22 protein-coding genes are annotated in these 26,785 nt (G+C 58.4%); 7 read left to right on the top strand and 15 right to left on the bottom strand.

Going from position 1 to position 26,785, the window contains the following annotated elements; genetic code table 11:
* The first annotated feature begins 19 nt into the window (after positions 1-19).
* Positions 20-1,039 (top strand): AEC family transporter, encoded by a 1,020-nt coding sequence (locus CA85_RS17900; protein ID WP_146392765.1) that lies wholly within the window; start codon positions 20-22, stop codon positions 1,037-1,039.
* A gap of 104 nt (positions 1,040-1,143) precedes the next feature.
* On the opposite strand, the gene CA85_RS17895 is transcribed toward CA85_RS17900, so the two are convergent.
* The 3 genes from CA85_RS17895 to ndk form a co-directional block, all read right to left on the bottom strand.
* Entirely contained in the window at positions 1,144-1,590 is a 447-nt protein-coding gene (locus CA85_RS17895; protein WP_146392711.1) for an RbsD/FucU family protein, read from the bottom strand.
* Between the two features lie 14 nt (positions 1,591-1,604).
* The gene (locus CA85_RS17890) at positions 1,605-2,513 is read right to left on the bottom strand and encodes a hypothetical protein (protein WP_146392710.1); all 909 of its coding nucleotides are present in this window, start codon (positions 2,511-2,513) and stop codon (positions 1,605-1,607) included.
* Positions 2,514-2,574: 61 nt separating this feature from the next.
* On the bottom strand, positions 2,575-3,033 hold the full coding sequence (ndk, locus tag CA85_RS17885) for a nucleoside-diphosphate kinase (protein WP_146392709.1): 459 nt from the start codon (positions 3,031-3,033) through the stop codon (positions 2,575-2,577).
* 165 nt (positions 3,034-3,198) lie between these two features.
* Here ndk and CA85_RS17880 point away from each other — a divergent pair, with 165 nt between their 5' ends.
* Positions 3,199-4,128: a pyruvate kinase gene (locus tag CA85_RS17880; RefSeq protein WP_146392708.1), complete on the top strand. Its 930-nt coding sequence runs from the start codon at positions 3,199-3,201 to the stop codon at positions 4,126-4,128.
* A gap of 111 nt (positions 4,129-4,239) precedes the next feature.
* Here CA85_RS17880 and CA85_RS17875 read toward each other — a convergent pair whose 3' ends face one another.
* The 9 genes from CA85_RS17875 to CA85_RS25040 form a co-directional block, all read right to left on the bottom strand.
* Positions 4,240-5,415 carry a metallophosphoesterase gene (locus tag CA85_RS17875; protein WP_146392707.1) on the bottom strand — a complete coding sequence of 392 codons (1,176 nt, stop codon included), beginning with the start codon at positions 5,413-5,415 and terminating at the stop codon, positions 4,240-4,242.
* Entirely contained in the window at positions 5,412-6,014 is a 603-nt protein-coding gene (locus tag CA85_RS17870) for a SixA phosphatase family protein (protein WP_246112929.1), read from the bottom strand. Before CA85_RS17870 ends, CA85_RS17875 begins: the two co-directional genes overlap by 4 nt.
* A gap of 414 nt (positions 6,015-6,428) precedes the next feature.
* Positions 6,429-6,905, bottom strand: coding sequence for a hypothetical protein (locus CA85_RS17865; protein ID WP_146392706.1), 477 nt, complete (start codon positions 6,903-6,905; stop codon positions 6,429-6,431).
* 47 nt (positions 6,906-6,952) lie between these two features.
* The gene (locus tag CA85_RS17860; protein WP_246112928.1) at positions 6,953-7,726 is read right to left on the bottom strand and encodes a hypothetical protein; all 774 of its coding nucleotides are present in this window, start codon (positions 7,724-7,726) and stop codon (positions 6,953-6,955) included.
* A 57-nt stretch (positions 7,727-7,783) separates the two neighbouring features.
* Entirely contained in the window at positions 7,784-8,404 is a 621-nt protein-coding gene (locus CA85_RS17855; protein WP_186775029.1) for a hypothetical protein, read from the bottom strand.
* Positions 8,405-8,621: 217 nt separating this feature from the next.
* A complete protein-coding gene (locus CA85_RS17850; protein ID WP_146392705.1) occupies positions 8,622-9,311 on the bottom strand; it encodes an ATP-binding protein in 690 nt (229 codons plus the stop codon).
* Positions 9,292-11,019: a prenyltransferase/squalene oxidase repeat-containing protein gene (locus CA85_RS17845; protein ID WP_146392704.1), complete on the bottom strand. Its 1,728-nt coding sequence runs from the start codon at positions 11,017-11,019 to the stop codon at positions 9,292-9,294. The genes CA85_RS17850 and CA85_RS17845 overlap by 20 nt, the downstream gene beginning before the upstream one ends.
* A gap of 173 nt (positions 11,020-11,192) precedes the next feature.
* Positions 11,193-12,575, bottom strand: a complete 1,383-nt coding sequence (locus CA85_RS17840) for a methyltransferase domain-containing protein (protein WP_146392703.1) — start codon at positions 12,573-12,575, stop codon at positions 11,193-11,195.
* Complete coding sequence (locus CA85_RS25040; RefSeq protein WP_186775028.1) at positions 12,572-13,840, bottom strand: ABC transporter ATP-binding protein; 1,269 nt, start codon at positions 13,838-13,840, stop codon at positions 12,572-12,574. Before CA85_RS25040 ends, CA85_RS17840 begins: the two co-directional genes overlap by 4 nt.
* 105 nt (positions 13,841-13,945) lie before the next feature.
* Here CA85_RS25040 and CA85_RS17830 point away from each other — a divergent pair, with 105 nt between their 5' ends.
* The 3 genes from CA85_RS17830 to CA85_RS17820 all read left to right on the top strand — a co-directional run bounded on the left by CA85_RS17830 (position 13,946) and on the right by CA85_RS17820 (position 17,224).
* Positions 13,946-14,551, top strand: coding sequence for a class I SAM-dependent methyltransferase (locus CA85_RS17830; protein ID WP_146392702.1), 606 nt, complete (start codon positions 13,946-13,948; stop codon positions 14,549-14,551).
* Between the two features lie 564 nt (positions 14,552-15,115).
* Positions 15,116-15,910 carry a transposase gene (locus CA85_RS17825; protein ID WP_146392701.1) on the top strand — a complete coding sequence of 265 codons (795 nt, stop codon included), beginning with the start codon at positions 15,116-15,118 and terminating at the stop codon, positions 15,908-15,910.
* 291 nt (positions 15,911-16,201) lie between these two features.
* Complete coding sequence (locus CA85_RS17820; protein WP_186775027.1) at positions 16,202-17,224, top strand: glycosyltransferase; 1,023 nt, start codon at positions 16,202-16,204, stop codon at positions 17,222-17,224.
* Between the two features lie 25 nt (positions 17,225-17,249).
* Here the strand turns inward: CA85_RS17820 and CA85_RS17815 are convergent, their stop codons facing one another.
* Positions 17,250-21,041 carry a PVC-type heme-binding CxxCH protein gene (locus tag CA85_RS17815; RefSeq protein ID WP_146392699.1) on the bottom strand — a complete coding sequence of 1,264 codons (3,792 nt, stop codon included), beginning with the start codon at positions 21,039-21,041 and terminating at the stop codon, positions 17,250-17,252.
* Positions 21,042-21,284: 243 nt separating this feature from the next.
* Between CA85_RS17815 and CA85_RS17810 the strand changes: the two genes are divergently transcribed.
* Positions 21,285-22,811 carry an Nramp family divalent metal transporter gene (locus CA85_RS17810; protein ID WP_146392698.1) on the top strand — a complete coding sequence of 509 codons (1,527 nt, stop codon included), beginning with the start codon at positions 21,285-21,287 and terminating at the stop codon, positions 22,809-22,811.
* A gap of 29 nt (positions 22,812-22,840) precedes the next feature.
* Here the strand turns inward: CA85_RS17810 and CA85_RS17805 are convergent, their stop codons facing one another.
* Complete coding sequence (locus tag CA85_RS17805; protein ID WP_246112927.1) at positions 22,841-23,644, bottom strand: exodeoxyribonuclease III; 804 nt, start codon at positions 23,642-23,644, stop codon at positions 22,841-22,843.
* Positions 23,645-24,094: 450 nt separating this feature from the next.
* Positions 24,095-25,174, bottom strand: coding sequence for a hypothetical protein (locus CA85_RS17800; protein WP_246112926.1), 1,080 nt, complete (start codon positions 25,172-25,174; stop codon positions 24,095-24,097).
* A 375-nt stretch (positions 25,175-25,549) separates the two neighbouring features.
* Here CA85_RS17800 and trpB point away from each other — a divergent pair, with 375 nt between their 5' ends.
* Positions 25,550-26,785, top strand: coding sequence for a tryptophan synthase subunit beta (trpB, locus tag CA85_RS17795; RefSeq protein WP_146392697.1), 1,236 nt, complete (start codon positions 25,550-25,552; stop codon positions 26,783-26,785).

Here is a 26,785-nt window from a genome sequence, read left to right as displayed (position 1 = left end):
CGCCCACGCCCCCTTTTGGATGCAGTTCACGCAGATCGTCGGCAGTGTGCTGGGCGTGTTTCTGATCATTGGTATCGGCGCGTTCTGCCGGTCGCAGAAATGGCTGTCTCGCGAAGCTGACTTTTCGCTGGCCAAGATTACCGCCAATGTGCTGATGCCTGCGCTCTTTCTCGACCGCATCCTCAATGATGATTCGCTCGACGCACTCTCGACGGCTTGGGTGCCCCCGGTATTCGGTTTTGGCCTGACCACCTGCGGGCTGCTCTTGGCATGGGCGATCGCCCGGTGCATCGGTCCGTGGATGGGTCTGAAAACGGATGCTCAACAACGCGCTTTCGCGATCTGCGCCGGCATCGCCAATTACGGATACATTCCACTGCCACTGTCGCAAATTTTCTATCCGAGTGCCGAGGTCGAGCTGATTTTGCACAACGTGGGTGTTGATCTGGCTTTATGGAGTGTGGGGATCGCGATCATCTCCGGTGGCAACTCGCCCGTTCATGCGGCTGAGCAGCCCAGTGCTCCTCCGCCACGGGGTTTCTTGCGTTTGGGGTGGATGGGGAAAATCCTCCGCGCACTGACCAGTGCGCCTTTGATTGCCGTTGCGATCGCTCTTTCGATTCGCACGCTCGGCTGGGACACGTTGATTCCTTCCTCCCTGATGAAATCGATTCATCTCCTAGCAGGTGCGTCGATCCCGATGGGCTTGCTGCTCAGCGGCGCGATCATCATTGATTTCCTCCGTGCGGCGCAGTGGACCGGGGCAGCTCCGGTGATCTTTCTTTCGATTGGATTTCGCCAGCTACTGATGCCGGTGATCATGCTCAGTGTGGCGGGAGCGTGGGCGATCCAAACCGACATGAAACATGTGCTGCTGTTGCAAGCGGCGATGTCTTCGGCCGTATTCCCGATTGTGCTGACGAGACTCTATCATGGGGATACGGCAACTGCCCTGCGGGTCGTGCTCTCAACGTCACTGGCCGGCCTCGTCCTCATCCCAATCTGGATCTCACTGGGAGCGTGGTGGCTCGGCGTTTAGCAGAGGCAGCTCGCCGAGGGCGTTGAAGAAAATAGCCGATGGTTCGATCGCAAGCGAACACCACCGGATAAGTGGCGAGACACATGAGCCAACTTCGAATGGGCTTAATCCATTCGTACGCCGATGTTCAGCAAAAGATTTGCGTAGCGTTGTTGATCGCCGGTTTGGATCGTGAGGACATGGTCGGGCGTGATGACTTGGTCATAGAACGCCCATTTTTCGAGTGGTTGCAGCACGACCTCTGAGCCTGCGGCAGCGAGCGATTTGCGGTAGTCATCCCAGACGGGCGGGTCGCCATCGAGTGCGTAAGGGCCCTCGGTCTCTGTTTGCATCGTCATCGCTGCTTCCACCGGGACAGCCGATAACAGGGCCTGCAAGGCTTGGTTGCAGGTGATCAAACCGGGCGAGAGGTTCATGCTGACGAGTTTGGCATGCGGCCCACGCTTGTTCAGCGCGGGGTAGTTCCCGTCGGCGATAAGGATCGTGCTGTGATGCCCGGAGGCTGCAAGAATCGCGGAGATTTCAGGATGAATGAGCTGGTTGAGGAGCATGGGGAGTGTTCGTCTTAGGGGGTAGGTGTGTCGGTCGCGGTGGGGATTTGCCCGGGTGTCGCTGGGCCTGCTTCGCCGTCGGCGGTCGGATCGGGCTGGTCCGTTGGTAGGGCGTTTTTGTTTCGTTTGGAGCGTTCTTTGCGATTGGGTTGGGCCGGCGCTTCGCCGATCACCCGATCGGTGGTGATCTTGATCCGTTGGGCCTTTACCTTGGTTTCATCAGGTGGATTGTAAAACCCTTCCACCTCGACCTCGTCTCCGGCTTGTGCGAGTGAGAGATTATTCATTTGAATCTCAATCTCAGCGTTGGGGGCAACCATTGTTTTTACCGGAGTGTTCCCCGCTTGGACGGCAAGGGCTCCTTGGGGCGTGATCATCAGCAGGGTACCGACCACGTCGACGCGGCCTCCCGGCGTGGCGCCTCGTTGACGAGCCTGGCGACCGGCTTGGTGCACACCCGGTGTGAACTGAGCGGTTTGATTGCGGGGGACGGCGCCGGGACCGAGCGGGGCGAAAATCTCAATCTTCTCCACGGGGCTGATCGGGGCCCCATTGGGTCCGATCGCCATCGCGAAGCGAACGGGGGTGCCTCGGCGGAGGTAGCCGGGAACGGCCGCCGCACTGAACTTCAACGATGTGATCTCGTCGGGGAACTGCACCATGCAATCTGTCCCGTCCTCCCGCGTGACCACGATCACGTTGCCGCGGGCGTCCTTGAGCTTCCCACTGAATTTGGTCACCTCATTGGCCGCTGCCCCGGCAGCATTGGCGGGAAGCCCAGCGGCGTAGCCGCCGGCGCCGGGCGTGGGGGCCTGCCCTACCGCCGGTGAGTAGTGAGCAAAGAAACACGCCATCGCAAGGGCCGCACCAGTGGTGAGCGAACGCGAGACACGAATGCGGCGATAGAGGAATCGATTTCGCATGGAGAGCTCTCGGAAAGGGGGATGGAGGGAATGTCCAACCATAACCTAACCGAAATCCAACTCACTCGTCGTCGGTGCGCATGAATCCGGTGAGACAGAGTGAGTAGTCACAGATTTCTTCTGGCTGGAAGTACAATCCGAGTTCACGCTCTGCAGAGGCTTCGGAGTCGCTTGCGTGGACCAGGTTCATTTGACGGCTGCTGCTGAAATCGCCACGCAGGGTGCCCGGGGCGGCTTGCAGTCCGTTGGTGGCGCCGAGCATCTCCCGGACCACGCCGATCGCCTGGAGCCCTTCGAGTGCCACTGCCACGACCGGCGCCGAGGTGATGAAATCCTCGAGAGATTGATAGAACGGTTTTTCGACGTGTTCAGCGTAATGCTGACGCGACAATTCCGGGGTGACTTGCAGCATCTTCAAGCCGACGATCTGCAGTCCCTTGGCTTCGAAACGGGACAGGACTTCACCGATCAAGCGGCGTTGGACACAATCGGGTTTAAGGAGGATCAGTGAGCGTTGCATGGATTCGATGGTTTTCGTATACGGGGGATAGAGGTGTATGCAACGCAGAAAATACTCAAGCCGCCGCATCTTTTAAAGTCCAGGCAACGAGTCCGTTTTCCTGGGGACTCGTCGTCTGGTCCACTACGATGTCTTGTTCAACGCCCGAGACTTAGGAACTCCTCAATGCGATCGTTTGCTACCGTCGGCGCGCACCGCCTTGCAGTGCTGAGTTTTGGCACCCTATTGGTTGCTGTGGCAGCAATGCCATCGGCGATGGCCGACCCAGCCTCTCGGCCTGCCGCGACGCGGCTGAGTTTCCAGCGTCAACCGCTCGCCACGATCCCGCCAGGAACCCAGATTGAGAACCAATCACCTCCCGGTTGGTCCAACCTGCTGTCGTTTGTTCGGGTCCAATTGACCGGTGGTGATGTGGCGTCGATCTCGGACACTGTGCGTTACTATGCTGAGTTTTTTAATCTCGCCATGCTCGCCAACACACAGCAGGGACCCGATGGCAGGTTCGTGCTCGACAAGGTTGCAATCGGTTTTTCCATGGCAATCAAGGGAAAAAACACTGTCATCACGCCGGACACCGAGAGCGAGTTGGGTGGCAACCTCTCTTTGATCGGACGGGGCGTTCTCGAGGGAAATGTGGCATCGCTCAAACGTATCGAACAGGTTGCACGGACGAGCCACAGCATGCTCGTCGACGCACCTGCCGTGTTCTTGATCGGGGGCGAGCACCGGGAGATGATCGTGCGGCACTACATCTGGGTCTTCCCAAAAAATGGCAACGTCGGGACCCTGGTGTGGTTGATCGATCCATCGCCTCGAGGGGCACCGGCTGGTCCTGGAATGAAACTGGCCGATACGACTGCGCAGCTGTTGCCTCCGAATATGCACGAGGATCGCGTGATGGACGTAGATGCGGACAAGTTCAGCGTTTTTGGTATCCCGGCCAAAGATGCTTTTGCATCGGTAGAGCTCCCGCAAGGCAGGCCGTTTGAAATGCAAGAATCGATGCAGCGCATCGCGGTGGAGAGAACGTATACCGCAGGGACCTTTGAGGAACTCACTGCCGCGGTCGCACACATGTTGACCCAAGCCAAGTGAACAGCCGCGTTCCGTGCACAGCTAAGCACCGCACGATCCATTTCTGTCGTAGTGGACGAGGCAACGAGTCCCTCGAATCCGATCGACCGAGCACCTATTACCCCCGCGTTTCTAAGCCGCTTTCAAGGTCAGCAGTGACAGTTCTGGTCGGCAGTGAATTCGCATCAGGTGCACGCCGCCGAGTCCTCGCGAGACGTGCATGGTTGTCGGGGCGCGGTAGAAATCGCCCGATGCCCACCGCGTGCCATGCCAACTCGGACTGAGGATGGGGCCGGCCAAAGGCAATCGACCCTGCCCGCCGTGGGTGTGTCCGCACATCAGTAGGTCAACGTCGTGCCGCCGCGCCCAATCGAACTGATCGGGGCTATGGCTTAAACAGATCTTCAGTGCCCGTTCGGGATTTTTTGCCGTCACGGCCTCGATCTCCGCGGGAGCGGGGCGGCCGAACCAGGGCCACTCGTTGCCCATCATCGTGATATCAACGCCCCGCAGTGAGGCCGGCTGGCAACGACCGCCTACATCGGTCCAGCCCACCGCCGACATCTGCTCCCGGATGTCGTTGGGATCTGAGACACGGGTGTCGTGGTTCCCCAAGATGAAGAAACTGCCGTCTGGTGCTGTCGCAGGCTGGAACAATTCGGGCAACCAAGAAACACACTCCTGTGCATCAACAATATCGCCCGTCAACGCAAACATCTCTGGGCGGAAGGCCAGCGCCCGCTCGATCACTCGCGCCGTGTATGCTCGATGCAGATGGCCGGTCAGGTGGATGTCGGACAAGTGGGCGATCCGATATCCATCCAACTCGCGCGGCAACCGAGGAACCGGCAGTTCGACCGAGTCGATGGAAAGATCGAGCAGTTGGTTGCCGGGGATTTTCGCTGCCCAGCGACACTTGGGGGTCCTGGCGAAGCGGTCGATGTCTTCTGCTGTCGCCCGTTCCATGCGGCTCGACCGGCGAGCATCGGCATGTTCGATGCCAAATAGCGGACGCCACAGGAGCCACAGGGCGAACAGCCCTGCCCCTAAGATCAAGCACAGGATTCCGTAGGCGCGGAGTGCCCAGGGGAGTTCCTTCCAGACAAAATCACCTGTGGCAAGCGAGCGGAATGATCGAGAGTAGATCAACCCGATGATCACCGGCGTCAACCAAGTCTCGACGAACATCAGTTTGACGATGCGTTTGATGGTCCGCCGCGGCCACGCCAATGAATTGATGCGGTTGTACGCAGACAGCCGCAACCCGAAATGAGCGATGATCGCCAAGCAAACCAACGCCAATTTCATGCCGGACGCCAGCCGTCGCGTTGAATGGATTTGGGAGTCATCTCCACGATCAACTGAGTGTTTTCGCTGGTGAGAGGTTCCGCCCAACCTGAGACAAGACACTGCAGGACGACCAGCGCCGCCGTTGGCAGCCCTGTCGGGTGCCCCAGCAGACTCGATGCCGCGTGGCTGATCCCTGGATTGTGGGCGAGCACCAAAATGGTCCTCGGTTTCTGAGCATCCGCATCACCGAAACCCGCACCCAGTTCTTGGACGGTTTCTAGAATCGTCTCAGCCGGCGAGAGGTAGAGCTGCGGGAGAACTTGCAGCTTGGCTGTTTCCTGTTTTGTGTTCTCCCAATAGGACTGCATCAGAGCCGCCGTCTGCTGCGTCCGGGCCGCAGAGGAACAGAGAATCTGGTCCGGCAGTACTCCCGACTCGGCCAGCCAACGTGCCATCGTGGGAGCATCTCGCAACCCTCGGTCATTCAAGGGGCGATTATGGTCAGTCAAATCACCGTCCGACCAATCGCTCTTGGCATGCCGCATCAGTAGGAGCCGGTAGCCTTGGTCGGCGGTTGACTCGGCGGATAGGGGCGAGGTGGAAGTAGAGTTGGTCACACGGCGTCCTTTCCGGTCAAGTCGCTATCGTTTAGGCGTGGCAGCCGACGGGAAGATCAATTCCCATCGACGATAATCTGACCGACAATTAACCACACGAAGGTAAACGCGATTCCAAAAGCAGTGTGAAGAGCTTCAACATTCATCGTTAGCGACCTCAGGCAAAAGAGAGAGGTGCCACTATTTCGTTCGGATACGAAATGTATCGTGACACAAAGGGAACGGAAAGAGGCCGTTTCCCTGGCCTGAGTGCAATGGCGTCCAATCATGGACGCGACTGCCGTTGAATTCCATGCGGCACATCCGATGCCGCATCAAGTGGTATCGGCAGGGGCCAGCAGGAAACCTGTGAAAAAAAACTGGCCGACGCACAAGGCCCGCAGATTCGCTGGTCGCTGCAATCGGCAAAGTCACTCACCAGTCGGTGATTCGATCACCGGACCCGTTCCAAGTCGGCGTCGGGTGTTCGATTTCGCCTGGCCGGACCACTTGTTTTTCCGACAGTAAACGCAGGTGCTCTCTCAGATAGAGACGCCTTTGTGTTTGCTCAGCACGCCGCAGCCGGTACAGAATGCGGCCCTTGCGGCGGACGTAGTACATGCCTGTGATTACGCCGACAAACAAATCTCGCTCCATCCCCACCCCCAACGTTTCAACTTCATCGCCGATATCGAGCCCCTCGGCGGTGATCGGCAGCCACATGCATGGCAACAAGCGAAACGCAAACTCGCCATAGGTGTAGTGGTAGTAGCGCCCGTCGAAAGAGTTTCGCCGCAAGACGCGTTCACTCGGGATCAGCCGGCTGACGATTGAAACGTCATCGGGGTGGATGAACCCCTGGCCATTCTCAGGCCAACGAGGCATCAATCCGTATTGGGGAAAGGTCATCATCGCATCACCCTGACGCACCTGTAGTGAGAGCCTTTTCGGAGAGGCTTTTAAAATCCGCCCTCGGTTTTGGCCGCCTGAATCTCTTGACGCAGGATCGTGGACATCTCGATCCGAGGGTACTTTTTATCTTCGATCTTCGCCCGGTCGCCCAGTAGTTTTGCACGTACGATCACTTGATCAACATCTTGGGGAGTTAGTTTTGATTTGATCGTGCGGCTGCCTGTCTCATCATTGATGACGGCAACCGGTTCGAGCACATCGACGACATCGAACACAGTGGCTTGGCCGGCTTGGATAGCGCGGCGAACCCGCGATATTTCAACGAGCGCTTGCTCCCGCTCCGCATCCTCGTAATTCTCTTGGACGTAGACCTCCACGGCATCGAGTTCCCCCCAGTGCGGGATCGGCAGCCGAACCACTCGCTGCATGATTGCGGCGGCGCTCGCGGGTGGGTAGTCGGGGGCACTCATCTCTTGAATCAATGATTCAAATTGTTTTAGCACCTCCGCCTTGTCGTCCGGATCGAGCAGGCTCTGTTCGATCACGGGAACGAAGCCTTGGAGTGTGCGGACGGCGATCTCGGATCGTTTCTGAAAGAGAATCCAAGTCGTCACTCCGCAGAGGATCGCAGCGGCAATGCCCATGAGCAGCGTTCCCGCTACGATCGCGGGCAGACATCCCGGCCCCTCGTCTTTACTCTCATCAGCAATCCCATCGCTACCACTGTCGTCGGGAGAGGCCGGGTTGGCTTCGGAATCGATGGGATCGCCAGGGGCTGGCTCTGCAGAGTCGGATGGGTTGCCGTCGTTCGGTTTGGTCACAGGAGAAGCAGTGTCTAGGTTTGGATTGTGGGTAATCGATAGCAGGCGAGATCCATTCTAGCCGTCGAACGCGTCGAGTTCATCGACGAGCCGATCGAGATCGTCCGCTGGGGGCGCTGTAGGTGTTGCGGAGCGAGTCTCAGATCGTTTTGGCCGAGGTGGGGGCGAGACCGGTTGCGGGCTGCGGTGCGGAGCAGACACTGTTTCTTTCGCCTTTGGTGCGCCCCCTGGTTGGGATGCGGAGGCAATTTGAAATGTCGATACCTGCAGCGTCTGCAACAGCTTGTGCAGTTCAGTGAGAACGGCCTCGGCATCGCCGCGCCGCCGCATATCAAAAAAGTATATCCGTCCTGGTGGTGCCGATTCTGGCTCAGCGAGTTCCTGGTCGCAGTCCGGGTCACCGGCATGCGGGCGGCGCACCATCGGCCGGCCGGCGCGGTCGAGATCCGCTAGCACATCCGCTGCATCCTGCCACGCCAGGCAGGCGATATGGCCACCGATCGATTCCAACGCCAGCGTTTCGGTCGAGTCCTCACCGGACCGGGGCAATCGCTCGAGCAAGGTCACGTCGAGGCCCGGACGACCGAGTAGGTGTCCGAGCATATCGTCGCTGTGAGCATGCCATGTCGATCCACCCCCGGGCGGATGGAGCATCAGAACGCTAAGACGAACGGCCATGAAAGAGGTTCCTAAGTCGGGAAGTCAGTCGGTGAAAAAACGCCAACTCTCACAGCGAAAGTCGTCTCAGGCGAGAGGGCGGTCACCATGCTCGTGAATCATTTGAGCTCGACTTTCGGCAGACCAGCATCCTAACCGAAATCCGCAGAATACTCGATCGGCAATCAGGCCGCAGCCGGATCGCGAACCCGCTCAGTCCAACACGAGCCGGCCGCCTTCAGTAATTTGAATAGGCTTGGGCGACATCGTACAGCTCGTCCCACAGATCCCGCAGATTGCTAACCTCGCGGAGATCTCGGGTCTGCAGGTGGTTTCGCAATTGGGTGTGAAGTGCAGGGTCTATGTCGTTCTTCTCAGGAGCGAGCAGCTCACCGAGCAGTTCGTTGATCAATTCGGGCGAGAGTTCGGTGTGATAGAGCGTTTCGAAGCCGGCGAGTTCATGGTGGCTCGTCACGAGCGCGAACTGCCCCCCCCGCCGGCAGCGATGGGCGATCCAACTGCGTAGGAATCTCGGTACCTGTTCCGCCCCGTCGATCACGAAGACGCCGCCGCGGGCGACGGAGCGTTGGAGCCGCCCCAGCGTGCGTACGTTATTCAGCGTCTCCCGGTACCCGTGGCTCTGGGTCAGCTGCACCCAAACGCCACCGGACATCTCGCGATCGAGTGGCCCGGCGAGCTCACGCAGCAGTGTCGATTTTCCGGTGCCGTGATTACCAACGATCACGCCACAGCGAGCCTCACGCAGCCGGGCGATCAATCTCTCGGCAAAATTATGCTGCGGCTCGTCGCTGCTTTGCTCCGCTCCCGCGCCGCCATCGACGCCGCGAAACGCGAGTGCCCCTGGCCTCACAAACCGACTGGCAAAGGGGTTAGAGCGTGACGTGAGGCTACTGGGTGAGGAACACATAGCCGGGGTCCATGGTCAGATACCAATTCCGCCATTCCCGTTGCGCTTTACGCAGTTCGCCATAGTTTTGCTTCTCGCCCGGCTCGATCTTCATGCCGAACCCTTCGAATTTGCGGCTGATAAATCGCAGCCCATCGCGAGCGTAGGTGCGGACCTGCGTGTCGCGGTCATCGAGCGCAAAGATCAGAGAGGGGACGACGCGTATTTCGTCGCTTTGTCCGAGGACCCGCGCGGCCACACGGCGGGCTTGATAAGAAGATGAACCTCGAACAAGCCGCTCGAGCCGCCCAATTTGTGCCCTGCGAGTTTTCGGGTCCTGCGGGAGTTGCATGTCCTCGGGCAGCGATTTTCCTTCGAGCGCATTGGGATCATCCCCCTCGAGCATATCGAGCAGGTCAGTAACCGCTTCGGCGACCGGTTCACCTTTGATCTGGGTTCCGTCGACGCGAATTTTCGTGGTATCGCCCGGTAGTCCTTGCCCACCGGCCAACGCTCCCTCGGCTTCCTGTTCGATCGCCTTCTTGGTACCGCGGATGAGGAATAGCATGGCGAAGGCGCTCGACACGGAGCTAGTGGTGTAGGAGCGTCCCGGCCAACCTTTGCCTTTCTGTTCCTGCGCTTTGAGGTAGTTGACACCGATGTCGTACCAGCCGCTCATTTCGCGATAGTCATCACCCATGATGACTTCCCGGAAGCTTTCGTAACGTTCCAGGGTATAGAGCTGGTAGTACGGCCACTGGGAAGTCACTTTTCCCGGATCGACCGAGTTCTTGCTGTTGCTGAGGTAGCGTTGGCAATCCTCGATGGACTGACGAATCGCTGTGGGATCGTAGGAGGGTTTGTCCGAAGAGGTTTCATCTTCGACCAAATCTTCCTGGAACAACTTGACGGCTTCGGGCAGTCCCACGATACCGGTCTTGTCTTCGTCCATGGCTCCGCCCCAGACCTCGAGAATGTCGGCGGCGATCATCAATGCGCTGCCCCCGGCAACGGCCATCGAGGGCGTGACGCCGCCTTGCTTGATACGAGTTTTGCTACCGGGGTCTTCGCCGAGGTACGGCCATCCACCGCCCGGGTCCTGTACCCGTAGCAACCAACCGATCGTGGCCTGGATGCCTTTGTAGTCCACGGCGATGCCCGCCCGATCGAGTGTCCACAACGCCAAAATCGCATACTGGGTTTGCGAGACATCGCCCTTGCGGTCCCCCGGGTATGCATATCCGCCAAACGATTCCCGGTCCTGACGGAGGTACTTTTCGTACAGCTTTAGTTGGGGGCGATACTTTTTGCGGTCTACCTCAGCGAGCACCAGCACGGCTGCTGAAACAGTGTAGAGCGTCTTGTTCTCGGAGCCCAAGAAGTTCCGTTGCTGGGCGTTGTTGAGCATTTTCAGGAACGCGAGCGCCGCATCGACGCCCCGGCGGACGACAGCGTTGTTTTTATCGTGGTGTACCTTCATGACCGCATACCCTGCCAGACAGAGCTCGCCATGGCCCCCAGAATAGGTCAGGTCGAGAGCGTAAAATGGCTTGGTTTTGGTGTTGGCCAGCATATTGGCCATCCCACCCTCGACCATGTTGACCACGATGGCATCGTCGACGGAATACGCCTGCGCCGTGGTCAAATCCAGTGCCCCGAAATTAAGTGTTGCGACAAACAACAGCAGCGGTAGAGCAATGCGGAGAGTGAGGCGACTAGAAGGAATCATGATTTTTTTGGCCAGCGAAAAGAGATCGGCGTGACGAAAAGGTTGAAAAGCGGCGTCTAAACCTCGCCCCCACCCCGTGGGTGGCTGGGCGGAACAGGCGCAGAGAGGAATATTCTCAATAGATAGGGTAATGGAGTCCAGGGCGAGCGACAACTTTTTTCGCTCCGATGTTACTATCGCGTTGCCACTAAAATCGTTCGTTGAACGTCAGATGATTCGTGTGAACGTTCGCTGGGATAGGATTCGATGTTCGTGAAGAACCGTTGGAGGGCCTCCCGCCAAACCTCGATCGCATAGTCGGCCTGACGGTGGGGCACGTTCCATTGCTCGATCCAGTAATCGTCGCTGGGCACGTGTTCGAGGACGAGTGTCTTCCGTGTCACCGAGGCAGCGACCTCCACAATCGTCGACACCTCGTAGCCTTGTTTGAAGAACAAGTGATGCGCTAGGGCTAGCATGAGCGTGTGGTCAGCTTGAAACCGTTTCTCGAGAGGGTCGTAGAAACGGGGGCCGTGGGCAATCGCAGGGCTGAAGAATGAACCGACGACTGGAGTGATTGCGAGCTGGTGCTCCCGGGTGTACCGATACAGGGCATCGATGCAGGTCCGGTCGGTATCCATGCTGATGGTTTTCAGCCCGAGTTGCGCTGCCAGAATGCTGTACCAGCCCGTGTTGCAACCCACGTCGAGCACCGTCCCACCGCTGAGCGAATTGAGTATTTTCGCAACACTTCGCTGTTTCTCGTTCCAGTCGGCTTGTGGGTCGGCACCGGATTTGGGGAACGAGCCGGCATAATCGGACCAGCGTGTCTGGGGCCGAGGGAGTGAACACTTCTCAATCTTTCGCTTGAGACTTCGGGCCAATTCAATAGCCGCGTCTGGGCCGCCTCGGTCATTGATGGCAAACAGCTTGGCGCACTCTCGTTGCTTGCGTCGCCGCGTCCATTCAAACTGAAGCGAGGTCCATCGCGGGATGGTTGCTTCCAACGGCACCCAGTTGTCGCGGCCGAGCAAGAAAAATGCGTACTCGGCAGCATGCGCATCAATCAACTGCAACGGATGCAAGAAACAATTGAGGAACTCATTGAGCGGTTTCCAGGGCTCGCCATCTGCGAGTGGAATGATCGAGGAGAAGTCGATGTAGCGGAGGGTCGCGTTGTCGAACATCATGTTCCAGCCATGGCTATCTTGGAGCTGCAGATCCTGCCCCGCCAACCGCTCGGTGAGGTCGCAGAACAACAGCGCTGCGTCACGAAGCATGGCAGGCGACCACTCGCTGACCAGTGGGCTCGGAGGCAGCTTCTCGTGCTCGACCACCAGATCGTAGCCATCGATCTGCAAGTCCGATCGCCAGGTTTTAACGACGTTCCACTGTGGCATCTCATCGAGCAGCCCTGCGTCCTCCAAGCGGCAGAACGCCTCGGCCGATTCTCCACGGAGGGCGCGAAAAACACGATCATCTTTCCAGAACAGGCGGCCGCCTGGATCCTCAAAAGAATGCGGGGACCAATCGATGGCGTTGAAATCAAGTTGGGTGACCGGGTCATGCGTCTTCATCGGGCGGCACTCTCATTGCTAATTTCCCAGGAGGCGTCGGGCACTACATGTCCTTGGTAGTGCGGATCAGGCAGCGATCCCGTGCCGTAGACATCTCGCATTTCGATATCGAATTGGGCGCAGCCCAGTAGGGTTTCCAGCTCCCGATCGTGACGCCACAGGGAGGCATCCACTCTGTATTGGCCCACATTCAAGGGGATGTTTCTCCAGATCGCGCGGACACGCGTGGATCCGGATACCGACCATCGCGAACTATACTGAACGTCGGTGTGCAGGGTCGCAATCCGCCCGACGCCCGGTTTGGAGATCACAAATCCAAAACGAGGGTCATCCAGATCCATGTCCGCCGTCAACTCTGCTTCGAAAATGACCGTGTCGTCTACGAGAAAACGGTCTCGGGGATCGTCGTTGTCATTGAGCAGTCGCACCGACTTGATATGACGCGACGCGTTCGAGGATAACTTCTGCTGCGTGTCGTTGGCTTCCGCATCGAGATATCGCTGCACGACCTCCGTCGGCGAACCTTGATCGGTGAGCCTGCCGTGATCGATTCGAATGGCATCGCTGCAGAGGGTTTCGATCGATCCCAGGTTGTGACTTACGAACAAAACGGTTCGCCCCGATTGAGCAACATCACGCATTCGTCCAATGCATTTTCGCTGAAATTCCATATCGCCCACCGCCAGGACCTCGTCGACAACGAGGATTTCACACTCCAAATACGCAGCTACCGCGAATCCGAGCCGCACCGTCATGCCACTGCTGTATCGCTTGACCGGCGTGTGAATGAACCGCTCGCATCCCGAAAACTCGACAATCTCGTCGAGCCGCGAGGTGATCTCTTGTCGCGACATGCCGAGGATCGCGCCATTGAGATAGATGTTTTCGCGACCAGTTAGCTCGGGATGGAACCCGGTGCCTACCTCGAGAAGACTCGCGATCCGACCCTTCACACAAATCTGACCCGTCGTCGGCGCGGTGATTCGCGAGAGCATCTTCAGCAGCGTCGATTTGCCCGCACCATTGCGTCCCACGATCCCCAAAATGGTGCCTTGAGGGACGTCTAGCGTAAAATCCCGCAGCGCCCAAACGGTTTGATCGCTATGCTTCGAGTGATGAGAAGAATCGTCGATCTTGGCCAACGGATCAGGCTTGCCCTGGAGCTTTGCCCATGTCCGGCTCAGGTCACTCGAGAGCGTGCCGGTACCGATGCCCCCGAGCCGATAGAGTTTTCCAAGGCTTTCCAGACGAATGGCGATGGACATAAAAACGGCAAATGGATCGTGCGGCTGCGAACGGAGGCAGGGCGAAGTATACTCCCTACGGTTGCGAAAGTCGTCAGGACTTTCATTTTCAGGAGGAGATGGACTTTGCTGAAGAATAGCTTAATCGGCGTCTGGGACGCTTTAAAATATGACGCGTTTATCTGGAGCCACGGATTGCGCCAGGCTGACAAGATCGCCACCGACATGACCGGCCCGGAAAAGTTAGCACTCTATCGACTGGTTCGCGAAACCAAGCCGAAGGTGATCGTCGAAGTCGGCTCGTATCTCGGTGCGTCGAGCTCCTTCATGGCTCGGGCTGCCCGCACCGCAGTACCTGCCTGCCAACTGCACTGCGTCGACACGTGGCTCAATGACGCGATGCCCGAAGGCAACCGAGACACGTTCGCGGAATTCTCCCGCAACACTCAGTCGTACCGTTCCAACATCCGCGCGATTCGTCAAAGAAGTGATGAAGCAGCCAAAGATTTCGACCTGCCGATCGATATGCTATTCATCGATGGCGACCACGAATACGACGGTGTGAAGCTCGATTGGGATAGCTGGTCACCGCACCTGAGTGATCGCGCGACGGTGGTCATGCATGACGTCGGGTGGGCCGCGGGAGTCCAACGCGTGGTGGATGAATCGATCCAGCCGATCGCCTCTGACGTTGGCCGCCTGCCGAATTTATTCTGGGCACACGTAGGATAGGCTGGCGACGCGCGGAGTTGGCCCCCTGCTGGCTTGCCCAGCAGGAGCGGACGTTTTGAAGTTAGAATGAACGGGTGACTGTGCGCCCCTCCCCGGTTGGCTCAAAAACTTTTGCTTCCTGCCAGGCAAGCTGGCCAGGGGAGCGATTGGGGCTTGGCGGCGACGAAGCTAATCACAAAACGTTTGTTCCTGCCGGGCAAGCCGGCGAGGGGACATGTGTGTTTTCGGTCGACTGACGCCCCCTGCTGGCTTGCCCAGCAGGAGCGGACGTTTTGAAGTTAGAATGAACGGATGTCCGTGCGCTCCTCCCCGGTTGGCTCAAGAACTTTTGCTTCCTGCCAGGCAAGCTGGCCAGGGGAGCGATTGGGGATTGGCGGCGACGAAGCTAATCGCAAAACGTTTGTTCCTGCCGGGCGAGCCGGCGAGGGGACATGTGTGTTTCCGGTCGACTGACGCCCCCTGCTGGCTTGCCCGGCAGGAGCGGACGTTTTGAAGTTAGAATGAACGGGTGACTGTGCGCCCCTCCCCGGTTGGCTTGTCCAACCGGAAAGGAAAGTTTCTACCATGCCCAAACCAATCTATGTGCTTGAAAACACACGGCCAGCCTATCACCTTCGCTACACGTGGACCGGCTGGCCTGCAGGAGGTAGTGCGTTCCCGTCGCAGCCAGATGACGACTTTTTCAGGCAACTTGACGAACAATGGGCAACGGACAATTTGAAGCATCTGTCGACTGCTTGGGAGCGATCCCAGGTTCAACTCGGTTTTTCAGCCATTCCAACCGTTTCACCGGTGTTGTGTGTGTCCCGCGCCAAAGGACGATTGCAGCATGCTCTTCGTTTGGCAAGAAACACGGTGAAGTTTAGCCGGAAAGTCGCTTTTCGAGGGATCGGCGCCAACCATACTGCCGAGGTTGAAGAATACGTCTCGCAGCAGGTCGACAGGGAGAAGTTTGTCGATCCGAGATTCGCTGCGATGCTCAAACGCTTCACGACATTGGATTCTAGCGTTGCCCTGGATCAACCGAGCGAATCGATTAGTGGCCGCTATTGGTACGACGTGCATATCGTCTTGGTGACTTCCAATCGTGTTCGATATCGCAGGCAGCGGGATTTCGAGGCACTGGATCGATCGCTTGTTGCAACAGCGAAGAAGCATCATCACCGACTGGCGGCTCGTGCGTGGATGCCCGATCATCTACATGTGGCAATGCGAGGCAATATCGAAGAAAGCCCGGCGGAGATTGCATTGGCAATCATGAACAACACTGCCTACACCATGGGCCAGAATGCGATCTGGCAGCATGGGTTTTATGCAGGTACGTTTAGTGAGTACGACGTTCGTGCGTTGCGTAGATGAGATGGACTTTTGCTTCCTGCCAGGCAAGCTGGCCAGGGGAGCGATTGGGGATTGGCCGCAACAAAGCTAATCACAAAACGTTTGTTCCTGCCGGACAAGCCGGCCAGGGGACATGCGTGCTTCCGGCGGACTGACGCCCCCTGCTGGCCTGCCCAGCAGGAGCGGACGTTTTGAAGTTAGAATGAACGGATGACCGTGCGCCCTTCCCCGGTTGGCTCAAAAACTTTTGCTTCCTGCCGGGCAAGCTGGCCAGGGGACATGCGTGGTCCAGATCCAGGAATTCGATATCTCATGAAACGTTCTGTAATCATCCCGACCGTCAAAACGCTGCGATGTATCGACCAGACTTTGCAATCACTCGCAGCGCTTCAAGATTGTCCCGAGGAAGTGATCGTGGTTCAGAACGGGTTGTCGGAGCGAGATCGACGGGATGATCGAGCAAACTACGATCGTGTTGCTCAGCAGTATGATTGTTTGCATTTGAAGATCGTTTATGACGAGGTTCCCGGTTTGCTGTCGGGGCGTCATCGAGGAGCCGATGAGTCATCCGGTGAGCTGCTCGTCTTCATCGACGATGACATCACGGTCGCTCCGGGATGGATGACGGCGTTGTCGAGTGTCTTTGCCGATCCCGAGGTCGTGCTCGCTGGCGGACCGAGTCTGCCCGAGTTTGCGGCCGAACCTCCGGAGTGGCTTCACCGCTGCTGGCAACCGACGCCTGATGGTGGCCGGCAAATGGCCCAGCTCAGTCTGCTGGAGTTGAACACGAATTCTGTCACGACGATCCATCCAGATTTCGTCTGGGGTTTGAACTACGCGATTCGTCGCTCGGCCCTGCGCCAGTACGGTGGGTTCCATCCCGATTGTGTGCCCAAATCGATGCAGCACTTTCAGGGCGATGGAGAGACGGGGTTGAGTCACAAAATTGCTGCCGCTGGACACCGGGCGGTCTATCATCCCGATGCGCTTGTATGGCATCACATTGGTGCTCAACGCATGACACCGGAGTACTTTGATCAGCGGTCGTTTTACCAAGGAGTCTGCGATTCCTACACGCAAATTCGCCAAGGCGAGGACCCTGTCGAAAAGGTGCCCCGCAAGATTTCGATTGCCCGCCGTTGGGCGAGCTATTGGAAACGTACGCTGTTACCACCGAAAGAACTCGATGAGATGCAAGCACGATTTCATCGCGTTTATCGTCGCGGTTTCGACTTTCACCAGGCCGCTGTTCGGTCGTCACCGGTGCTGCTCAGATGGGTGCGTCGAGAAAACTATTTCGACTATGCCTATCCGACTCTTGAGTCGGACGGCTGACGTCCACCGCGAATAGCGCGCTCGCCTACGGCGATCCGAACACAACCGCTTGCTCCAGGTGGAACGTGCCGGTGCCGGCTAGGCCGATGCGGATGTAGCGGGCGTGGGTGCCCTCGGGGAAGTCGATCATCCATTCGCTTTGAGGCTTTTCGGACGACCATACTTTTTGATAGTCCACGTCATCATTGCTGATCCACACGCTCAGCCCATCGGCCCGGTTGTGGAACTGCCTGCTCTCGCGATTGCGTAGGTACAGGTGGCTGATCTCGTGGTCCTCTGCCAATCGGATGGTCACGTAAGGGGAGTCTGTATCGTGGTCCGAATGGAAGGTGAAATCAAAGTTCGACGGGGCTGCATGCGAGAGAAACAGATGGTTCTCTTCGTTCCAGTTGGAATTTGAGAAATTGGGGCCGAGTGATAGCCAAGCATCCCGGGAAATCTCTTGAGCACCGGCGTGTTCTCGCAGTGGCGGTGGGTTGCGGTACTCGGTCCGCACCCATTGAGAGTGCTTTCCGCTGCCCTTTTCGCTCACTCGCTTGGCGTCCTTTTGAGTCTGGAGATAGGACACCAAGTCGAGGAATTCGATGGGGGCGATCGTCCCGATCAGTCCTTCCGGCATCGAACTCGACTTCATGTCCTTGCGGATTTCGATTTCATCCTTCGAGACAATGTCTTCTTTGCCGTCGGCGATCCCGAGCGTGATCGAGTCGGCGTCTTCCTTGAGAATGAAGCCAGTGTGGGTGATGCCGTCGTAGTCCAAGAGCATCACGGTCTCAAATCCCTTGGCAATTTCTTCGTTGGGCATGATGATCGACTGCACAATTTTCTTAGCGTCGTAGCGGGTGCCGATGTCACTGAGATCGGGGCCGAACGGTTTGCCTAGATCACCGATTTGGTGGCATGCCGAGCAGACCTGTTTGAAGACTCCTTCGCCACGGGCGGCATTGCCACCTCGAATGCCAGCCAGCTTTGCAATGGCCGCTTTCCGATCCTGCATGCTGGCGTCGACGTCTTCGGCGACGTGCAGCGGCCGGACCGCTTCGCCCCCCGGGCCGCTCAGTGCCAAGTAGAGTTGAAAGTAGCGTTTGGATTCATCCGTGGCTGATACTAGGAATGTGTCGTCCTTTTCGCGTCCCGACCATACCGGTTTCATCGCGTGCAGGGTGTGTTCGAGGGTGTACTCGATCCAGTAATCCCGCGGCTGCTGGATGACCGAGAGGGCAGCGACCATGGCTTCTTCGGTGGGGAAAAAGCTCAGGGCGCGGATGGCTTCGAGCCGTACGCGAGGGTGCGGGTCCCGGACGGCTGCAGAGATGACTTCGAAGGCCTGCGGGAACCTCTCCATCTCGTTGGAAACCGCGTGAATGGCGGCGGCCCGGGCGTGGAAGTCGTCGTGCTGCAGGATCCGGCTGATCAATTCTGGATCGAGATCGCGGAAGCTTTCTTGGACCCACATCGCTTCGCAAAGTCGTCGGGCATCGCTGGTGTCCGCAACCCAAGCCTGCAACGCTTCCATTGCTTCTGCTCTTGGGCGTTCCCGCAGTTCGCGTCGCACGCGGTAGCGGGTGCGGAGTTCGGGGACGTCTAACTGCTCGAGCAGTTCGGTGGCAGAGGCGCCATCGAAATCAGCTTTCTCAAGCAGCGGTTTTTTGTCGTAAACCATACGGAAAACCCGGCCGTGCGTGTGATCGCGATTCGGGTCCCGTTGAGAGTACTGCATGTGCCCGATCAAGGCGTTGCACCAATCACCGAACCAGATGGCGCCATCGGGACCGATTTTCGGGTCGACTGGGCGGAAGATCATATCGGTCGAGGAGAGTAGGTCATCGATGCGCTCGCCGGTATAGCCCGCAGTGCCCGCTTCGTCTTTGAGTGTGAAGCGTGGCATGCCGTGCATGTTGATGACGCAGGCGTAGATGAACTGCCCCTGTACCGAGTCGGGCAGATGCCGCGACAAGAGGAACTCATTGCCCACGGCGGGACGCATGCCCTCATTATCGAAGACGGGTTGCAGCGTTTTCCGCGTGCTCACCTCTTTACCTGACAGCGGTGACGTCCAGTGCTGTTTCGCATTGGTTCCATCGCCAACAATTCCCTGGCCCCACTCGTCGAATACCAGGCACCACGGGTTGCCGTAGCCAGGCGTGATGAAGTGGCGGAATTTCATGCTGATCGGATCGAAGACATACACGCCCCCTCGATCGCGATTGCGGAAGGCTCCCCAAGGTGTTTCGACGGTGGTCGATACCGCGATGCCCTCGAGCATGTAGAGCAGTCCGCCGGGCGACAGTTCCCACGCGCCCATCGCATGGTGGGTGTCACCAGTCGCAATCCCGTCGACGATTTGAGTCACCTCATCGGCTTGGTCATCCCCATCGGTGTCTTTGAGAAACAGGATACGGGGTTCATCGACGACGATCACGCCACCGTTTACGAATTCGAATCCGGTAGGACAGATGAGCTTGTCATAGAACGTTGTTGTCTTGTCGGCGCGGCCGTCGCCGTCGGTGTCCTCTAGAATCAACAATCGGTCACTGGGGCGTTCCGCCCCCGGTTGCCACTGGGGGTAGTTCGGCATGCAGGAAACCCACAAACGCCCTTTGGCGTCAAAGGCGATTTGGTTGGGGTTGGCCAGTTCGGGGAAATCTTTTTCCGACGCAAATAACTCGACACGGAAGTCCTCGGGGACGTCCATCATCTCGATGGATTCTTCAGGCGTGGGGTACACGAGTTCTTCGGGTTCACGTCCCTTGCGGAAATTCTCGCCTCGCGTTCCGAACATTGTCTCGGGCACCACGACGCTGCCGGTGCCCGAATCGTCTGGTTGGTCGGCGACGTCACGCCCCGCCACGAGGTCCCAAATGTATTGATCTCGGACCTCCACCATGGCGCGGATCTTGCGGTATTCGGTGGGGAATGTTTCGGTGTCCCACGTGCGGCGACCACCGTACACATACCATCCATTGAGCATCCGGTAATCTTGTTGGTGCAGCCATGACTTGTCATTGACCCACTTTTGCACTCGCTCATATCGATCGCTTTGCTCATCGGACAACGAGGCATTCCCGAACAAGGATTCGTCAAGCAGTTTGCCCATCAGTTGATCGCCAGTCGCGTTGAGGTGCGCGCCGTTGATGGTAAACTGCAGGCCATCTTGTTTACCGAATTCCGCCAGGGTTGCGTCGAATAGATCGACATAGCGATGTCCATCCTCGGCAGCGAGTTCCTTGATCGCATCTCGGTAAATCGCGAGGCTCGCGTTGCGTTTGTCGGCGTCGGGGTGCAGCCGATTGTGCAATGGATCGTCGTTCCATTGAGACTCAAATGCCGTGGGGCTGACGAGCACGAATCGAGCGGAATCCCCATCGCTCGCATAGGTCTTCTTCAGCTCAGCGATCCATTGCCGGTAGCCTTCCTGAAAGGCATCGACGGATTCGGCGTCATCGCCCGCAAAGGACTCATTGAACCCATAGAAGCACAGAAACAGGTTGGGCGAGAACACTTTGAGCGGGTCATCGATCTCGGTGTAATTGTTGGGCCGCTGGCGGATCTGTACCTCGTCGGCAGGCCATCCAAAGTTCCGGAACTGGACATTTCGGCCAGCTTGCCGCAGTTGCAGCCGCGTCTCGAAATTACCGAACAGATTCATTCGCTCGGCCAAGCAGTTCCCCACGGCCGCAATCCGTTGATCGTTTTCAACTGAGAAAGCGGTTGCGGAAGTCGAGGCGGGATCGGCGGCCGTCGCAGGGGTAGCGAAGCAGACGCTCAGCAGGACGCCCAAGGCGAAAGTGAGCCGGAGCAGAAGTGGATGAGGCATGGTCGGCAGGTGAGGAAATTCGAGTTAAGAGAATGCGGGGCGAGCCAACGTGCACGAAGGCTAACGTGGCTATTGTAGTCACTGATTGGCTATTAGTGGTAGCATACGGATCAGATGCGCCAAGTGCTCGGTCGGGCGCATCCACCGCAGAATCCGCCTGCAAAGTCATGACCTACGGTGCCTGCAGAATGCATAGGCCGTGCAGTTTGCGGCATCATCTCGACGCACTTCTCAGCCCCCACCATGAATCATCCCGCCGCACCATCTCCCCAGCCGATTGATCCGCCGACGCGTTGGATCAGCATGCTACGCTGCGTCGGACCGGGGCTGATTGTGGCGGGATCGATTGTCGGTAGCGGCGAGTTGATCGCGACGACCAAGACGGGCGCCGAAGCGGGAATGTCGCTGCTGTGGTTGATCTTGCTCGGCTGTGTCATCAAGGTTTTTACCCAAATTGAATTAGGGCGTTACACCTTGATCAGTGGCAAGACGACGCTCGCGGCCTTGGACCTCGTTCCCGGGCCTCGCATCGCGGGGCGGGGGAATTGGTTGGTTTGGTTTTGGATCGTGATGTGGGTGGCCAGCATCAGTCAACTCGGCGGGATTGTCGGCGGCGTTGGCCAGGCATTGGCGATCAGTGTGCCGCTGACCTCGGCGGGCCGCGACCACAATGACCACGCCGACCGCCAACAGCGCGCCGCCTTCGAGGCAGCAACACAAGCGATCTTGGCCGAGCAAGCAGACGCGGCTCTGGAAGCTTCCGTGATTACTGAGCCCGCCGCTCCGCCGAAGAAGTCCTACGATGCTGTGCTGTGGGCGGCCGTGATGGCGGTCGTCACCAGTCTGATGTTGATGGTGGGCCGATATGGACTGATCCAGTCGCTATCGACAGCGCTGGTGATTTTGTTCACGCTGTTGACGGTGCTCAATACGATCTGGTTGCAAAGTGATCCGTTCTGGGGGATTCCCTGGCCCGAGGTCGCTGCCGGGTTGTGGCCGCAGTTGCCGGATGTTGCCGCGGCGGATACTGCGACGAATGCTCGGCCGATTGCGACGGCCTTGGCCACCTTTGGAATCATCGGCGTTGGCGCGGCGGAGCTCGTGGTTTACCCGTACTGGTGTCTAGAGAAAGGCTACGCTCGCTTCACCGGTCCCGACGACGGGTCGCCGTCCTGGGCAGCTCGGGCGTCGGGCTGGATGCGGGTGATGCATCTCGATTCGTGGGGTGCGATGGTGCTCTATACCTTCGCAACAGTCGCGTTCTACTTGTTGGGGGCAGGTGTGCTGCACCGCATCGGGCTGAATCCGGAAAAAGACACGCTGGTGCGTACCTTATCGGTGATGTATCAACCCGTCTTCGGTAGCGCTGCAGCAGTCATCTTCCTCGCCGGTGCCTTTGCTGTTCTCTACAGTACGTTCTTTGTGGCGTTGGCGGCACATGCTCGGGTGTTCTCCGATGCGATGCGAATCGTCGGTCTGATCGATAGCGATGAAGCGACGCGGGCGAAGTGGATTCGCTGGCTGGGCGGTTTCTTCCCCATCCTCTGCTGGATCATCTATGTCGCCTTCCCCGCTCCCGCGCAGCTCGTCCTGATCAGTGGTGTGGCGCAAGGCGTGATGTTGCCGATGCTGGCTGGCGCTGCACTGTATTTCCGATATCAGTTCGTCAGCGAACCGCTGCGCCCCGGGCGACTGTGGGACGCGATGTTGTGGATCTCGGCCGCCGCCATGTTGGTCACCGGCGCGTGGACCGTCGTGTCCCAGTTTTAAGGAAGGTGGGAGTCGATTCTGCAAGCTTCTCAAGACGACCGGCGGTCGGGCAGCTGCACATCGATCTCGACCGGGCAGTGATCCGAACCGAGGATCTCATTTCGGATCCTGGCACCGACGACCTGCGGCATGAACCGCTTGCTGACCCAGAAGTAATCCAAACGCCAGCCGATGTTTCGCGCCCGAGCGTTGCTGCGATAGGTCCACCAGGTGTATTGGCCGGGTGAATCGTCAAAGTGCCGAAAGGAATCGACAAAACCAGCTTCCGCCATCAGGTTCAAGCCGCTGCGCTCTTGATCGGTAAAGCCAGCGTTCTTGCGATTGGCTTTGGGGTTGGCGAGATCGATTTCCTGATGAGCGCAGTTCAGGTCGCCGCACAGGAGAACAGGTTTGCGGCGGTTGAGTCGCTGCACGTAGGCGAGGAAATCGGCGTCCCAGCGGCAGCGGTAATCCAGCCTCGCTAAGCCTCGTTGCGAATTGGGGGTGTAGACATTCACCAGGTGAAAATCGTCCCAGGTTGCGGTAATGACTCGGCCCTCGCGATCATGCTCCTCGGCGCCGATACCAAGTGTGTGTTTTTTCATGGGGCGACGCGTCCACACCGACGTGCCGCTGTAGCCCGCTTTGTCGGCGGAATTCCATAGCAATTCGTATCCCAATGATTCCGCCCACTGTGTGTCGACTTGCTCAGGACGCGCCTTGGTCTCCTGCAAACAGACAATCTCGGGCTGCTCGGATTCGAGATAGTCGCGCAGACCCTTGTTCATCGCCGCACGGATCCCATTGACGTTCCAGGAAACCAAACGGATCGGAGCAGGCGCGAGTGCAGTCAATGGAAGTGTTCTTAATTGTGGGGGAGGAGTGGTCGGGGTGTTTGCAACCAATCGGCAGTTTGGTGCGTTCTCATTGAGGCAGGTTCGGAATTCTATGCGCGTGGCCGGTGGTTTTCACCACCAGCACGGGGCTGTCGTCCCTGTCGGGACTTGGGGGGCAGTCCCTGTTGGCTGTTGATTACCCACAAGTTTGCTCCCCCGTGTGCTTGTCACACGCCGAAGCGACGTTTTCAAATTAGAAAACCAGCGGTATTGACACACCTTCCCCTGTCAGCTTGTCTGACGGGAAACCAAGTCGATAAACTTTGCTGTCATGTGGGGCAAGCCCGCATGGGAGCGGGGCAAACGCTCTATTGTTCTAATCACAAAACGGAGATTCCTGTCAGACAAGCTGACAGGGGATCCGGTTTCGTGGGTAAAGACAAGGTCTCTGCTGGGACTGTTGCGGTCCTAGCGGGTCGCTGCGTCGAAAAGGTCGATCTTGCCCGACACAAGCTGGTCACCGGGTGGCAGGGTGAAGACGCCCACGGGGACACTCTGCATGTTGATGTCTTCGATCACATTGGGGCTCTTGCCGGTGCGGTCGATGGCGATGGATTGAATCCGGGTCCGATCGACGGCTACTTGATATCGCGCTTCTGGCTCCATCGCGACTCGGACTTCTCGCTCCACGGGATCGCCTGCGATGTCCCATGACTGATAGCGATCAATACGAGTTTGTCCGGCGCTGCGTGGCAGTTTGACGCGTTGGCTGCCGCCGGGCTGAATTTGATACTGGGCCTTCTTACCTGGGGTGCGGGCATCGGTCAGTACGACGAGCAACGTCTCGTTCTGCGAATTGACAAACTCGACTTCGACCGGGTCCAAGGTACCGTTATCAACCACGCGCGACTCGATCAGAGTGGATTGGGGCTGGGCAGGGGCCAGAGTCGGCATCATCGGTGCCGCTGGGACGGCGAGGGGCGATGCGACGGAGAATGAAACGCCACTGCGATAGTAGCCACCGAGGGCGGGCCAACTTCCATAGCCTGGGCCGCCATACCGAAAGCCGCCATAGCCGGGGCCGCCTGAAATCGTCCCACTGTAGAAGCGATAACCGGGAGCCGTGAACTGGTACGATGTCTCCAGCCACGTGGGGAGATAGGGGGCGAATCCCGGGCCGCTGCCAATCGGCCGGACCCTGACGCTGGCGGGAACGAATTGAGGGTAGATCGAATCCAGGTCAGCGCGTTCGACCGGTCCTCGACCGCTACGCGGGAAGCGGATGATCCGGTTGAGGGTTTCGTTGTAGAAGCCCAGATACCGGCCGTCGGGCAGATCGTAGCGGCGGGCGCGGCGGTAGAAGAATCGGTTGCCCGAGTTCTCTGTCACCATCAGCCCCTTGCGGCTGGCGTCGATCACCCCGGCGATATTTCCGTAGCCATCGACCATTTCAAGGTCCGCCGCCGCAACCGTGGTCGTCGACAGCAGTAGCGTGAGCGTCGCCATGCCGCAGTGAAACGGTATCGCTTTCATACTTTTCGGAGACATCGCAGGGCTCCCTTTCGTGGCATGGGAATTAGGGAATTGGATTGGAAACTCACGGAGCAGGCTGCTCTGGCGGCCCCGGATTGGCGGGGGGATGTCGCTGTTGATTCCTCACAAAACCGGATCCCCTGTCAGCTTGCCTGACAGGAAACTCTGTTTTGTGATTAGAAAATGGAGCTTTCACCCCGCTCCCATGTGGGCTTGCCCCGCATCACAGCAAAGTCCGTCTGGGACGTTCTTTCATTGTAGCGTTTTCGCCTCACGCGGCCGGTTTCTTTCATCCTGAAATTGCTGATCGCGGAGTCGGTCGCGTTGACCCGCTTTTCGTTTGCCGTGACAATTGAGCCATCCACTGCCGATATCACCCACTGAGATAGAATGAACACAGCTGACCCCTCCGCTTCGAAAATTGCCGCCGCGTCTGCTCAGGTTCCCGACCCACAGGGCCGATTTGGGGATTTTGGTGGGCGGTTTGTGCCAGAAACGCTCACCAACGCCCTCGATCAGCTCGCCGAGCAATACGATCTCGCCAAGCGGGACCCGGAGTTTCAGCGTGAACTCAGCGGGCTGCTCAAGACGTTCGTGGGCCGGCCCAGCCCGCTGTATCACGCCCGGCGGCTGTCCGAGAATGTCGGCGGGGCCCAGATTTGGCTCAAACGCGAAGACCTCAATCACACCGGTGCTCACAAGATCAACAATACGATCGGGCAAGCCTTGCTGACGTTGCGGATGGGCAAGAAACGCGTGATCGCTGAGACGGGGGCGGGCCAGCACGGGGTCGCCACGGCGACTGCCTGTGCCCATTTCGGACTGCCTTGCACGGTCTACATGGGTTCGGAAGACATCCGACGCCAGAAACCCAATGTGTTCAGCATGCAGCTGCTCGGAGCAAAGGTGTCTCCGGTCGAGAGCGGCTCGAAAACGCTACGCGACGCGGTCAACGAAGCCATGCGGGACTGGATGTCGTCAGTCGAGGACACCCACTACATCATCGGGAGCGTGATCGGACCGCACCCCTTCCCGATGATGGTCCGCGATTTTCAAGCGATCATTGGTCGAGAAACCCGCGAACAGTGCCGCGATACCTTCGAGCGGTTGCCCGATTGTTTGGTCGCCTGCGTCGGCGGCGGCTCCAACGCGGCCGGAATGTTCTTCCCGTTTGTCGAAGACGAGTCGGTGCGAATGGTCGGTGTCGAAGCGGGCGGGCGATCCGAATCCGCGGGCGATCACGCCTCACCGCTGTCCTACGGCAACCCCGGTGTCTTGCACGGTAGCTATAGCTACGTGATGCAAGACGAAGACGGGCAAACCTGTGACGTCCATTCGATGAGCGCGGGGCTGGACTATCCCGGCGTCGGCCCCGAACACAGCTATTGGAAGGACTCCCAGCGGGCCGAGTACGTCGGCTGCCGGGATGACCAAGCGATGAAAGCGTTTGAGCAACTCGCCCGAACCGAAGGCATTCTGTGTGCCCTCGAAACAGCCCATGCTGTCGCCAAGGCAATCGAGATTGCCGCGGAGATGTCTCCCAAGGAACATCTCGTCGTCTGTCTGTCCGGTCGCGGCGACAAAGACGCGATGGAAATCGCCCGCTTGCGTGGGGAGGAATGGTAA

Source organism: Allorhodopirellula solitaria, from assembly GCF_007859855.1.
Classification (GTDB): Bacteria; Planctomycetota; Planctomycetia; order Pirellulales; family Pirellulaceae; genus Rhodopirellula; species Rhodopirellula solitaria.
Note: the sequence above shows the minus strand (reverse complement) of the source record. Positions and strands in the feature narration are given on the sequence as shown.

Bases quoted from the DNA above. Each gene is read 5' to 3' on its own strand.
- CA85_RS17900 (WP_146392765.1), top strand. From the start codon at position 20: ATGCAGTTCACGCAGATCGTCGGCAGTGTGCTGGGCGTGTTTCTGATC.
- CA85_RS17895 (WP_146392711.1), bottom strand. From the start codon at position 1,590: ATGCTCCTCAACCAGCTCATTCATCCTGAAATCTCCGCGATTCTTGCA.
- CA85_RS17890 (WP_146392710.1), bottom strand. From the start codon at position 2,513: ATGCGAAATCGATTCCTCTATCGCCGCATTCGTGTCTCGCGTTCGCTC.
- ndk (WP_146392709.1), bottom strand. From the start codon at position 3,033: ATGCAACGCTCACTGATCCTCCTTAAACCCGATTGTGTCCAACGCCGC.
- CA85_RS17880 (WP_146392708.1), top strand. From the start codon at position 3,199: ATGCGATCGTTTGCTACCGTCGGCGCGCACCGCCTTGCAGTGCTGAGT.
- CA85_RS17875 (WP_146392707.1), bottom strand. From the start codon at position 5,415: ATGAAATTGGCGTTGGTTTGCTTGGCGATCATCGCTCATTTCGGGTTG.
- CA85_RS17865 (WP_146392706.1), bottom strand. From the start codon at position 6,905: ATGATGACCTTTCCCCAATACGGATTGATGCCTCGTTGGCCTGAGAAT.
- CA85_RS17855 (WP_186775029.1), bottom strand. From the start codon at position 8,404: ATGGCCGTTCGTCTTAGCGTTCTGATGCTCCATCCGCCCGGGGGTGGA.
- CA85_RS17850 (WP_146392705.1), bottom strand. From the start codon at position 9,311: ATGTGTTCCTCACCCAGTAGCCTCACGTCACGCTCTAACCCCTTTGCC.
- CA85_RS17845 (WP_146392704.1), bottom strand. From the start codon at position 11,019: ATGATTCCTTCTAGTCGCCTCACTCTCCGCATTGCTCTACCGCTGCTG.
- CA85_RS17840 (WP_146392703.1), bottom strand. From the start codon at position 12,575: ATGAAGACGCATGACCCGGTCACCCAACTTGATTTCAACGCCATCGAT.
- CA85_RS25040 (WP_186775028.1), bottom strand. From the start codon at position 13,840: ATGTCCATCGCCATTCGTCTGGAAAGCCTTGGAAAACTCTATCGGCTC.
- CA85_RS17825 (WP_146392701.1), top strand. From the start codon at position 15,116: ATGCCCAAACCAATCTATGTGCTTGAAAACACACGGCCAGCCTATCAC.
- CA85_RS17820 (WP_186775027.1), top strand. From the start codon at position 16,202: ATGAAACGTTCTGTAATCATCCCGACCGTCAAAACGCTGCGATGTATC.
- CA85_RS17815 (WP_146392699.1), bottom strand. From the start codon at position 21,041: ATGCCTCATCCACTTCTGCTCCGGCTCACTTTCGCCTTGGGCGTCCTG.
- CA85_RS17810 (WP_146392698.1), top strand. From the start codon at position 21,285: ATGAATCATCCCGCCGCACCATCTCCCCAGCCGATTGATCCGCCGACG.
- CA85_RS17800 (WP_246112926.1), bottom strand. From the start codon at position 25,174: ATGTCTCCGAAAAGTATGAAAGCGATACCGTTTCACTGCGGCATGGCG.
- trpB (WP_146392697.1), top strand. From the start codon at position 25,550: ATGAACACAGCTGACCCCTCCGCTTCGAAAATTGCCGCCGCGTCTGCT.